We start from the raw sequence: 11,873 nt of genomic DNA, 5'->3' as shown, positions 1-11,873 counted from the left end.
AATTGTCGAAAGCCGACAAACGCACGCCTGGTCGCTGTTCATGCCATCAGTCGCCCCAAAGCCGTCACCCTTCCTCGCCGTGACGGAAATCGTACTTTCGTGCATCGTCTTCTTCCGATCCTTCCTCGAAGCGCTGCTCGAGGGCTAGTCTGAGCAGCATTGGATACACCCGATCACTCGCGATGCCGGAACCAGTTCGAGAGGACTTTCTTGCTCCAGAATTCGATCTCTATCTTGGATCGCACTTGGGTGGGCGTTATGCTCTCTTGAGCGGGAGAGAGACACGATGAGCCATGATCATGTCGATCGGAGGTTGGCGGCAATCCTGGCGGCGGACGTCGTCGGTTATTCTCGCATGATGGCGACCGATGAAACCGCCACTCTGGCCGCCTTGAAACGTCACCGGCAGTGTGTCTTCGATCCAACCGTTGCGAGCCATAACGGCCGTCTCGTCAAGCTGATGGGTGATGGCTCACTCGTCCGATTTGACAGCGTCGTGGATGCGGTCAATTGCGCACTGGCATTGCAGAACAGAGCCGGCAATGTCGATGCCCCGCCCCCGGAAATCGTACTGCGGATCGGGATAAACCTCGGCGATGTGACATTCGACGGCGGCGACATCTATGGCGACGGGGTCAACGTTGCCGCCCGACTCGAGCCATTGGCAGAGCCTGGTGGCATCTGCATCGCCGCGATTGTCAAGGAGAGCATTGTTGGCCGCGTCAACGCATTGTTCGAGGACGGCGGCGGGGTTCGGCTGAAAAACATCGACAGACCCATCCACATCTGGAAATGGCGTCCGCCTCGGTCAACGGCAGCGAAATCAGTCGTTCCGCTCAAGACGGGAGACAGCATGCGCCCGTCGTTGGCCGTTCTTCCCTTCCAGAACATCAGCGGCGATGTGGATCAGGAGTATTTCGCCGACGGAGTCGTCGAAGACATAATAACTGCGCTCAGTCGCTTCCGCTCCTTCGCTGTTATCGCGCGCAATTCTTCATTCATTTACAAGGGACAGGCCATCGACAGTCGCCAGGTCGCGCAAGAGCTTGGCGTGCGCTACGTACTTGAAGGCAGCATTCGACGTGCCGATAGCCGGTTGCGCATCACCGCACAACTCGTCGAAGGCGCGACCGGCGCGCACCTGTGGGCAGAGCACTATGATGGCTCGACGGAAGATGTTTTTGACTTCCAGGATCGCATTACCGAATGCGTCGTGGCGATCGTTGAGCCGCAGATCAAGATTGCCGAAATCGCGCTTTCACGAAGGGAACGGCCAGAAAGCATTGAGGCCTATGACTTCTACCTCCAAACCATGCTGTACTTCTACTCCGACACACCGGCGCGGAACCACGACGGCCTCACTCTGATCAACAAGGCAATTGCCCTTGAGCCGAACAACGCAACCTACCTTGCGACGGCAGTCGGGCTGCTTATGCAACGCGGGACCCTGGGCTGGAAGTTGGCCGGCGTTGAGGATCAGCGAGCCGTCTGCGAAAACTACATCGAACGGGCGCTTGTCCATGGCCACGGTGACGCTACCGTTGCGGGTATCTGCGGCAACACCTTGATCCAGTACCTGAAAGAATATGATCGAGGCTTCGAGCTGGTACGCCAGGCAGTCGCCTTCAACCCCAACAACCTCGATGTGGTCAATTTTGCGGGCGTCGCGAACCTCCATTGCGGCAGTCTCGATGAAGCGGTCACATATTTCCTGCGCGCCGAACGACTGAGTCCGAACAGTCTTGGTGCTCACTGGAACCTTACCGGGCTGGCTCATGTCGAAATGGTCCGCGGCAATTATGAAGAGGCTCTGGCCTTGGCGCGCAAATCCATGGCAGCGAATGCCTATTACGGTCCATGCTTCTGGATGATGATTGCGGCCAACGCAAAGCTCGGACGCATGGAGGAAGCCCGACGGCATCTTGCAGGCCTGAATGCCTTTTCGCCTGGCGTCACCGTCGCTCGCCTCCGCGCCGGCCAACCCGCCAAGATTCTGGAACGCATGGAACCCATCCTCGACGGATTGCAGCTCGCCGGTATGCCGGAAGAATGAAATGTGGCGCTAGGCTAGACGGCCACCTCGCGAAAGGACCCGCTTTGGGCGAATCCCGACGAGGGCGCACACGCAAGGCTGCCGCGCGATCAACAGGCATTCTCGGAAGTTTGTCTGGAATTTTTCTTCTAATTGATATGCGTAGGTCGTTTTTGGTGGTTTTTGCTACCTAATGCCGAAATACTACGTAGCGCACCACTGCGATGCCAGGGGTCCTAGCCGTCAAATCGTTCTAGCAGAATTCGGAGAAGCTGGTTTTCGGATCGCAGTCTTTCTATGACGTGATCCTGCCCATCTTCGTCTTGCTCATCGAGCCGATGCATCCAAGGCGAACCCATCGAGCTGTCCGAAGCCACGATCGATGGCCTGCCGGATGGTGTTGTACCTACACCATTTGCGATTGAGCCAACGGAGCCCTTAGTCTGAATTTGTGGCCTCTCGACTGGCATCCTGTCAGCGATAGAAGCCTTATCCTGAACTGCGGCGGTGACAGATTCTCCCAGGCTGATATCAAGATCTCGTATCCAAAGCTCGTATTTTTCACGTAAGGGGTGATCTTCGGGCAGCGCGGCCAACTTTGCTAGCGCCAAGTGTTTCTGATCCCGATGCAATCTCAAGTCTATCGTCATTTGAACACTCGTGAGCGGCCTGAACTCACGAGAACATATAGAGAACATTCGGCTTCGTAAACCTCTGTGCAGCGAAAATTGCGGGCCAGTCGAAACGATGGGGAGCCATAATGAAAGAGACTTGTGGGCTCGGTATTCATGATCAACCCGACTACAATAATTACGGCGAACCGCCTTTAACAACTGCTATGGCCCCCTACGTTGAAGGGATGGCGGCAGCAGCACACGTCGACGGAGGGTTTGGGGATGACCGAGTATAGCGCAGCAAAATCAGGAACGTTTAAGATCGGTGGCGACATCGAAGTGCACCGGCTTGGTTTTGGCGCCATGCGAGTGACGGGACCGGGTATCTGGGGACTTCCCGCGGACCACGATGAGGCAATCCGGGCACTGAAGCGCCTTCCATCTCTCGGCGTGAACTTCATCGACACGGCGGATTCATATGGGCCGGACGTTTCCGAATGGCTCATCAAGGAAGCGCTTCATCCCTATAATGATGGATCCATTGTCGCCACGAAAGGCGGGCTCACCCGGCACGGACCAGACATCTGGCTTCCATTGGGCCGACCAGAGTATCTAATCCAGCAAGTGCACAAGAGCCTGCGCAACCTGGGCGTTGAGCAGATCGATCTTTGGCAACTACACCGGATCGATCCCAAGGTTCCGGCGAAGGAGCAGTTTGATACGATTAAGTCCCTCGTGGATTCCGGGTTGATACGCCATGCCGGACTGAGCGAGGTGTCGGTGGCCGATATCGAGGCCGCATCAAAGATCTTTAAAGTTGCCACCGTGCAGAACAGATACAATCTCGTCGACCGTACAAGCGAGGACGTTCTGGACTATTGCTCCAAGCACGGCATCGGCTTCATTCCGTGGTACCCGCTCGCGGCCGGGGAACTGGCAAAGCCTGGATCCTTGCTCGATACAGTCGCCAAGCAACATGGGGTATCTCCGAGTCAGATCGCCCTTGCGTGGGTGCTGAAGCGTAGCCGAGTGATGCTTCCCATTCCCGGCACCTCGAAAGTTAAGCACCTGGAGGAGAATGTCCGCGCGGCGGATGTGGTCCTAACCGACGAGCAGTTCAGTGCCCTTGACGCGGAGGGCCGGAAAGCCTTCCGTGCAAGTTAAACGACCGGAGCGGCACAGTCGAACCTTGGATATGTTCGTTGTCCATCGAGCATCAAAAAGCCGGGCCACCGTGTCCGAGGAGCCCATCCACAAGCAAAGCTTAGCCTTGTTTGCAAACTTCGACGTCAGACACACCGACGCGTGGTTGCGCGAAACATTTCACCGTCTATCTTAATGGGAAGCGTTTCCGCTGCGTGATTATAGTGGCTTGGAAAGCGGACCGGGCGCAACGTGGGGTCGCAGATTTTGAAAGCCGCTTTCCGTACGACACTCATTTCCATTGCTGTTTCATTGCCGACGATGGCGTCTGGCGCATCGGACGTCTGGCGTCCCGATGGCAGGGGAACGACCACGTGGCACGTCATGCCGTCGGAAGGCCAATGCAACGTCAGTCAGGCCACAAATCGCGCCAGGCGCGCCGGAATCTACAGGACCGATGTTGTCTATCGTGATGAGAACGTGGTGACGTTACGAGGACTGACGGGGTGGGGCGACCGACGCGAAATAACCTTCGCCAACGTTCGCGGATGCCCTGAGGTCGGTTTTAGCGATCTCCAGCCAAGACCACGCTGAGCGGAGGGCAAAAAGCCCCGCGGCAAGGCCGCGGGACTTCTTGAGGCGCAAGACCGGGAGAGAGTTGGTCAGGCAGCCTGAACCTTGCGGTCGGTGCGAGCCCAGGCGGGCAGCCAGTCGCCGTGGGTGGCAAGCAATTCATCTGTCATCGCCCAGATCTGGTCGAGATCAAGCTCGGCTGCCGTATGAGGGTCCATCATCGCGGCGTGGTAGATGTGCTCGCGATTCTCGGTCATCAATGCCTGAACAGTCAGCTCCTGGACGTTGATGTTGGTGCGGATCAGCGCGGTCAGCTGCGGCGGCAGGTCGCCAATGAAGGTCGGCTGGATGCCCGAGGCATCGACCAGGCAGGGAACCTCGGCCGCGCAGTTGTCAGGGAGCGAGGTGATGCAACCGTTGTTCCGGACGTTGCCGTAGATGACCGAGGGTTCGCCGGTCCAGACCGAATTGATGATCGAGGAAGCATACTCCTTCGACTGCGCGACTTCGATCTTGTCGGCTGAGCGGTAGGCTTCCGCCTGCCCCTTCCAGCGAGCGATCTGCTCGATGCAGCGCTTCGGATATTCGTCGAGTGGAATGCCGAACTTCTCGATGAGGTCCTCGCGGCCCTCCTTGATGAAGTACGGCGTATACTCGGCGAAATGCTCCGAGCTTTCGGTGACGAAGTAGCCGAGGCGAGTGAGCATCTCGTAGCGCACCTTGTTGGGGCAGCGCGGATTCCAGCCAGGCTTCGGCGCGCGGCCGTCGCGGTAGGCACGGACCAGATCCGGATAGAGGTTCTTGTAGGAACCATCGGGCTGGCGATGCTCGAACTTCAGATAGAAGGCCATGTGATTGATACCGGCAGAGCGGTAGCGGATCTCCTCGTAGGGAATGTCGAGGTCGTGGGCCAGTTCCATCGCCGTGCCCTGCACCGAGTGGCAGAGTCCGACCTGTCTGATCGTGGGATACTTCTCCGAAATCGCCCAGGTGTTGATCGCCATCGGGTTGACGTATTGCAGCATGATCGCCTCGGGGCAGACGGCGAGCATGTCCTCGCAGATCTTCCACAGATGCGGCACGGTGCGCAGGCCGCGCATGATGCCGCCGACGCCGAGCGTGTCGGCAATCGTCTGGCGCAGGCCAAACTTCCTGGGGATCTCGAAGTCGGTGACCGTGCAGGGCTCGTAGCCGCCGATCTGGAAGGCGACGACGACGAAGTCGGCACCGGCCAGCGCCTTGCGCTGGTCCGAATAGGTCTCGGCCGTTGCCTTGACGCCGAGCGTCGAGATCAGCTTGTTGACGACGATGGCGCTTTCTTCCAGTCGCTGCGGATTGATGTCCATCAGGGCAATCGTCGCACCCGACAGCGCCGGGCGCTGGAGCACGTCTCCGATGATGTTCTTCATGAAAACGGTGGAGCCAGCTCCGATGAATGTGATCTTGGGATTTCTTGCCATTATAACCTCCGGCATGTGCAATCAGGCTACCTCGAAAGCGGCTTTGACGAGCCGTTCGGTGTAGGCAGTCTTGGGATGGGACAGGACTTCGTTGACGGGACCCTCTTCCATGATCTTGCCATGCTGCATGACGATCACACGGTGGCAGAGGGCACGCACGACCTTGAGATCGTGCGAAATGAAGAGGTAGCTCAGACCCCGCTCGTCCTGCAGCCTGCGCAGCAGTTCGATGATCTGCGCCTGGACGGAAAGGTCGAGAGCCGATGTCGGTTCGTCGAGCAGGATGAATTCAGGCTCGAGCGCTATGGCACGGGCAATCGCGATGCGCTGGCGCTGGCCACCTGAAAACTCGTGCGGGAAGCGGGAGAGGATGTTGCCCGGCATACCCGCTGCAATCAGCGCCTCGCGCACCCGATCGAGCCGCTCGGCCTTGGTCGCCCCGAGCTTGTTGACGACCAACCCTTCCTCGATGATCTGGCCGATCGTCATGCGCGGATTGAGCGAAGAGAACGGATCCTGGAAAACCACCTGCATGCGCGAGCGCAGTGGACGCATTTCGGAACGTGAGCGGCCGTGGATCGGCTGATGGTCGAAATAGATTTCGCCGTTGTCGGTGTCGTTGAGCCGGAGAAGCGCCTGGCCGAACGTCGTCTTGCCCGAACCGGACTCGCCGACAAGGCCCAGCGTTTCGTGGCGGCGAAGCGTCAGATCCAGGCTGTCGACCGCGACAAGCTCCTTCAGCTCCGGCTTGAAGAAGGTGCCGTGGCGCAGCATGAAGGAAACGCGCACGCCCTTGGCGTCGAGAAGAACGTCGGAGCCCTCCGGCAGCGGATTGGCTTGGCCGCGCGGCTCGGAGCCGAGCAGGTGCTTGGTATAGGCGTGCTGCGGATTGGCAAACAGCTTGTCCGTGGTGTTGTGCTCGCGCATCTCCCCGTGCTGCATCACGTAGACGTAGTCGGAAAACTGCCGCACGACCGTTAGATCGTGAGTGATCAGGATCACTGCCATCCGCATTTCCTTCTGCAGGTTGCGGATGAGGTTCAGGATCTGCGCCTGCACGGTGACGTCGAGCGCCGTCGTCGGCTCGTCGGCAATCAGAACATCGGGGTCATTGGATAACGCCATGGCGATCATGACGCGTTGCCGGTGGCCGCCGGAAAGCTGATGCGGATATTGGTTCAGCCGCGCCTCCGGATCAGGGATCTGGACATGCCTCAGAAGGTCCAGCGCACGGGCTTGGGCCTGCTTCCTGCTCATCTTGCGATGCACGCGGATCGCCTCGACGATCTGGCTGCCGATGGTATAGATCGGGTTCAGCGAACTCATCGGCTCCTGGAAGATCATCGAGATGCGGTCGCCACGCAGCTTGCGACGGTCGCGCTCGGAAAATTTGAGGATGTTGGCGCCGTCATATTCGACGGTCGACTTCGGCGCGACCACGGCCCGCTTCGACAGAAGCCCCATGACCGTACGGGCCGTCACGGATTTGCCGGAGCCGGATTCGCCGACGATGGCGATGGTCTCACCACGGTAGAGCTGGAAAGAGATATCCTTTACTGCCTCCACGGTGCCATGCTCGACCTTGAAATTCACGCCGATATTGCGGGCGTCGATGACCGGGCTTTCCGTGCGCCCATCGTGATCGAGGCGAACGGGCGGGGCGAAGGAGTTGACGAGTGCAAGAGCCATGTTGGTCACCTCAATAGGGATCGACTGCGTCGCGCAGACCGTCGCCCAGCGCATTGAAGGCGAAGACGGTGATCAACACGAAGCCGACGGGTGCGAGGATCCAGGGATAGGTGCCGATCACGGAATAGTTCGCCGTGTCCTGCAGCATCAGGCCCCAGGAAATCAGCGGCGGTTTCACCGCGAAGCCGAGGAAACCGAGGAAGGATTCCAGCAGCACGACACTGGGAATGTGCAGCGTCACGGCAACGATCACATGGCTCATCACGTTCGGGAAGATGTGCTGGAAGATGATCCGCCGGTCGGTTGCGCCCACGGCCATGGCGGCCCGCACATAATCGATGCGGGCGAGTGCCAGCGTCTTGCCACGAACCTCGCGCGACATCTGCGCCCAGCCGAGCGCTGACATGACGATGATCACGAAACCGAGGAAGACATTAGTGGGTGCGGTGACCGGGATGAGCGAGGTCAGCGCCAGGTAGAGCGGCAGCTGCGGGAAGGCCAGCACCACCTCGACGAAGCGCTGCACCCAGGTATCGAAGGAGCCGCCGAAATACCCTGACACCATGCCGACGGTCGTGCCGATCACGGTGACGATGAACACGACGGTGAGCGCGATCGTCAGCGAAATCCGCGATCCGATGATGGCGCGCGAGAGCACGTCACGGCCGAACTTGTCGGTTCCGAGAAAATGGACAGGCTGGCCGTCGACCGAACCGAAGAAATGGCGGCTGGCCGGAATGAGACCAAAAAGCTTGTAGTCAGCGCCCGTCACGAAGAAGCCGAGATTGCGCGGATTGTCGTAGTCGGGACCGACGATCGGCTGGAAGGTAACGGGGTCGAGTTCCTCGGATTCGCCGAGTGCATAGACGCGCGGCGGATAGGTGAGGTTGCCGTCTTTGTCGCGGAAGGTGATCACCTGCGGCGGCGCAAAGCCGACATCCGTCGCCTTCGGATCCATGGGCGCGACGAAGTCCGCGAAGATCGCCATGAGGAGTAGGAGGCCGACGAGGACAAGACCCATCATGCCGGTCCAGGAGCGTCTCAATCGCCGCCAGACAAGCGCAAGATAGCTTTCGTTGCCGTAAGGCGCATTCCTAACGGATTCTTCGTGCGGCGGAGGGGGAGCGGAATCGAAGGCGAGCATATCAGGCTCCTCCGTACTGGCGGACGCGCGGGTCCAGCATGGCAAGCAGCATATCGGCAATGATGTTGCCGACAATCAACGTGGCGGAGAGCACCATCATGAATGTAGCCGTCACATAGACGTCGCCGATCGCCATGGAGCCGACGATCGCCGGCCCGACGGTTGGAAGCGAGAAGATGATCGCAGTCTCGATCTCGCCGGTGAGCATGTAGGGGAGCACGACCCCCTGGTACATCACCAGCGGGTGCAGCGCGTTCGGCACCGCATGTCGCATAACGACGGCTGCGCCGGTGAGCCCCTTGGCCTTGGCCGTCTCGACGTACTGGGCGTTCAGCGTATCGAGCAGATTGCCGCGCATGACGCGCATGTTGTAGGCGAGCCCGCCGAACGTGGCGATCGCGACGACGGGCCAGACATGTCTGACGAGATCGATGAATTTTGCCCAGGACCACGGCGCTCCGCCATATTGCGGCGAGAAGAAGCTGCCGATCTCAGAGACATTGAACTGGAAAACCAGGAGGTAGACGATGATCAGCGCCATCAGGAAGCGCGGCACCGTCATGCCAAGGAAGGAGACGCCCGAAAGAAGGCTGTCGATCCAGGAATATTGCCGTGTTGCCGCCCAGATGCCGAAGCCGATGCCAAGCACCGAGGCCAGGATGTGACAGACCAGGGCAAGCGCCAGAGTGCGCGGCAGGCGCTCGGCAACCACGTCGGCCACCGGTTTGTTGTAGAACATGCTGTAGCCGAAATCGCCATGCGTAACGATGCCCTTGATCCAGTTGAAATACTGGATGACCATTGGCTGATCGAGGCCATGCGCAATGCGGTAGGCCTGAGCCTGTTCGTCGGCCTGCGCGAAGGATGCACCACTTTGATTGATCAGCTGCGAACGGATGTAGTCGGCATAATCGCCGGGCGGCGCCTGAATGATCGCGAAGGTCACAATGCTGAGTATGATCAGGACCGGGATCGCGGAGGCTATGCGCACGAGCAGGAATCGGAACATCTGACTGTTCGCTTCTCATTGCGGCCAGTCGCGCAATACCTGCGGCCGGCTTGTTGATCTTGGCCGGTCGCGCATCACGCGCGACCGGTGGCTTTGTTGGGAGGAGAACGCTTAGTTGACCGGGCCTTTGTCGCCGGGCTTGCCGGGCAGCTGTCCGGGGAACAACTCGTATTTGCCCTGCTTGTCGGCTGCCACCCAAAGACGTTCGCGGATGACCGAGTCCTCGGCCCAGTTGAACATGAAGATCGGAGTACCCTCCGGCACGTTCGAGAAGCGCTTGTTGACGATCAATGCACCCGGATACTCCGTGAGGCCGACCGTATCGACATTCTCGGTCGCGACCTTCTGGTACTGTTTCATCAGGTCGACGCGCTCATTGTTGTCCCGGCTGGTCTGGAACTTCGTGACGATATCAACCAGTTTCTGTTCGTAGGGCATCAGATCGACTTTGCCATCCTTGCCGGCACGATGCTGCCAGCTCGTACGCGGGCCAACGGGGGCAAGCTGTTCGGTGTTCTGTACCACCGAGGCGAGTTCGGGCGAGCTGCGCTGGATGAGCCAGTCGAAACGGCCGGCGTAGTGGGCATCATCACGCTTGGGACCGTCCAGAGCATTGAGGATGACCTTCAGGCCGAGCTTTTCCATCTGTCCAATCACGCCTTCGGCAAGGCTCTTGTCCGTGGCGTAGGCATTGTTGACCAGAAGCACGATCTCAACGTTCTTGCCGCCTTCAGTCGCCGCGGGGAAGTTTACGAAACCATCACCGTCGGTATCCTTCAGACCGGCCTTGGCCAGCAGCGCCTTGGCACCCTTCAGATCGAAGGGGTAATAGACGACGGATTTGCGATCGTAAAAGCTCGTGCCAGAAGACAGGCCGCCCGGGTAGATTGCCGTGAACGGACCCTTGACCAGGGAATCGCCGATCGCCTTGCGGTCGAGACCCATGGTAACCGCCTTGCGGAAGTCTTCATTGCGGTTCAGTTCGCGAACGGCCTGGCCGCGCGCATCGGGATCGCCCCAACCGTTGGCGGAGAGGTTCATGCGCATGTTGTAACCGATCAGGCGCGGGCCGAAGGCAAGGCGCGCCGGCGCCGTCTTCTCGGCAGCGCGCTTCAGCGACGCCACGAAGTTCTCCGGCTGTTCCAGGTTGGAAATATCGCCCGAACCGGCGACGGCCTGCACGTCCCGGTCAGCCCAGGTAGAGAGCTTGTAATGCAGTTCGTTGAGATATGGCAGCTGGTTGCCCTTCTCGTCGACCTTCCAGTAGTAGGGATTACGGCGCATCACGATGATATCATCCGGACGATATTCGACCGGCACCCAGGCACCCATGACCGGTAGGTTCATGTACTCAGGTGGAAAGGCGTTCTTGAACTGGTCGTAGGTGTTCTTCGAATACTTCGGATGCTGCGGCTTCAGAATATGAGCCGGACCAGGGCAGAAGCTCGGATAGGACATCGTATAGAGGTACTGCTTCGGGAAGGCGTCCTTGAATGTCCATTCGACGGTGTAGTCGTCGATCTTCCTTAGGGTCGTTCCCTCGCCGAAGGCTTCCGGCGATGCACCGCCGCCAAGCGGCGAGACATTCGGATCGATGACCTCGTCGTCCCAATAGAACATGATGTCGTCGGCGTTGAAGGCTACGCCGTCCGACCATTTCGCGCCTTCGACAAGGTGCATGGTGAGCTTATGGCCGTCCTCGGACCAGTCCCAGCTCTTGGCGAGGTTCGGAAGCGGTTCGGTGTCCTTTGCCTGGACCTGGAAGAGCGGCGCCGTGCGCGTCAGGCACTCGGACAGGCCGATATCGATGCCGCCCCAACCCTGCGTCTGGCCAGCACCGTAGTTCCAGCCTTCCGGCCGTCCGCCGATGACATGGCGAAGGGTATCGCCATAAACGCCGACGCCGTCGACCATGTTTTCGGTCTTGAAGACGAGAGGTTCTTTGGGCAGGCGATCCTTAACGGGCGGCAGCTTGCCACTGTCGACGAAGTTTTTCGTCACCCAGTCCGGCTCGTGATATTCAGGCAGCGCCTTGAACTCTTCGATTGAATCTCTCGATACGTACTTGATCTTGCCTTCCGCCGGGAACTGCGGCGGGGCGGGCGGCGCTGTCGGCTCTGAAGCATAGGCGCTCAAAGCCTGGACCGAGACGCTCAGCGCCAGTCCGGCAAGAATGCCAAGGTTGCGGAAATTTGTCATCGTTTCTCCC

At 59.3% G+C, this 11,873-nt stretch carries 8 protein-coding genes; 2 read left to right on the top strand and 6 right to left on the bottom strand.

Going from position 1 to position 11,873, the window contains the following annotated elements; translation table 11 throughout:
• The first annotated feature begins 286 nt into the window (after positions 1-286).
• Positions 287-2,053 (top strand): adenylate/guanylate cyclase domain-containing protein, encoded by a 1,767-nt coding sequence (locus AC1D2R_RS06385; protein WP_477965892.1) that lies wholly within the window; start codon positions 287-289, stop codon positions 2,051-2,053.
• 215 nt (positions 2,054-2,268) lie between these two features.
• On the opposite strand, the gene AC1D2R_RS06380 is transcribed toward AC1D2R_RS06385, so the two are convergent.
• A complete protein-coding gene (locus AC1D2R_RS06380; protein WP_477965890.1) occupies positions 2,269-2,682 on the bottom strand; it encodes a hypothetical protein in 414 nt (137 codons plus the stop codon).
• A 246-nt stretch (positions 2,683-2,928) separates the two neighbouring features.
• On the opposite strand from AC1D2R_RS06380, the gene AC1D2R_RS06375 reads away from it, so the two are divergent.
• A complete protein-coding gene (locus AC1D2R_RS06375) occupies positions 2,929-3,810 on the top strand; it encodes an aldo/keto reductase (protein WP_477965888.1) in 882 nt (293 codons plus the stop codon).
• A gap of 641 nt (positions 3,811-4,451) precedes the next feature.
• On the opposite strand, the gene melA is transcribed toward AC1D2R_RS06375, so the two are convergent.
• The 5 genes from melA to AC1D2R_RS06350 all read right to left on the bottom strand — a co-directional run bounded on the left by melA (position 4,452) and on the right by AC1D2R_RS06350 (position 11,863).
• Entirely contained in the window at positions 4,452-5,822 is a 1,371-nt protein-coding gene (melA, locus tag AC1D2R_RS06370) for an alpha-galactosidase (RefSeq protein ID WP_477965886.1), read from the bottom strand.
• 21 nt (positions 5,823-5,843) lie between these two features.
• Positions 5,844-7,511 (bottom strand): ABC transporter ATP-binding protein, encoded by a 1,668-nt coding sequence (locus AC1D2R_RS06365; RefSeq protein WP_477965884.1) that lies wholly within the window; start codon positions 7,509-7,511, stop codon positions 5,844-5,846.
• Between the two features lie 10 nt (positions 7,512-7,521).
• Positions 7,522-8,655 (bottom strand): ABC transporter permease, encoded by a 1,134-nt coding sequence (locus AC1D2R_RS06360; RefSeq protein WP_477965882.1) that lies wholly within the window; start codon positions 8,653-8,655, stop codon positions 7,522-7,524.
• A 1-nt stretch (position 8,656) separates the two neighbouring features.
• Complete coding sequence (locus tag AC1D2R_RS06355) at positions 8,657-9,664, bottom strand: ABC transporter permease (RefSeq protein WP_477965880.1); 1,008 nt, start codon at positions 9,662-9,664, stop codon at positions 8,657-8,659.
• A 111-nt stretch (positions 9,665-9,775) separates the two neighbouring features.
• A complete protein-coding gene (locus AC1D2R_RS06350; RefSeq protein ID WP_477965878.1) occupies positions 9,776-11,863 on the bottom strand; it encodes an ABC transporter substrate-binding protein in 2,088 nt (695 codons plus the stop codon).
• Positions 11,864-11,873 lie beyond the last annotated feature (10 nt).

This window comes from Rhizobium sp. P1_C7 (genome assembly GCF_056406295.1).
Note: the sequence above shows the minus strand (reverse complement) of the source record. Positions and strands in the feature narration are given on the sequence as shown.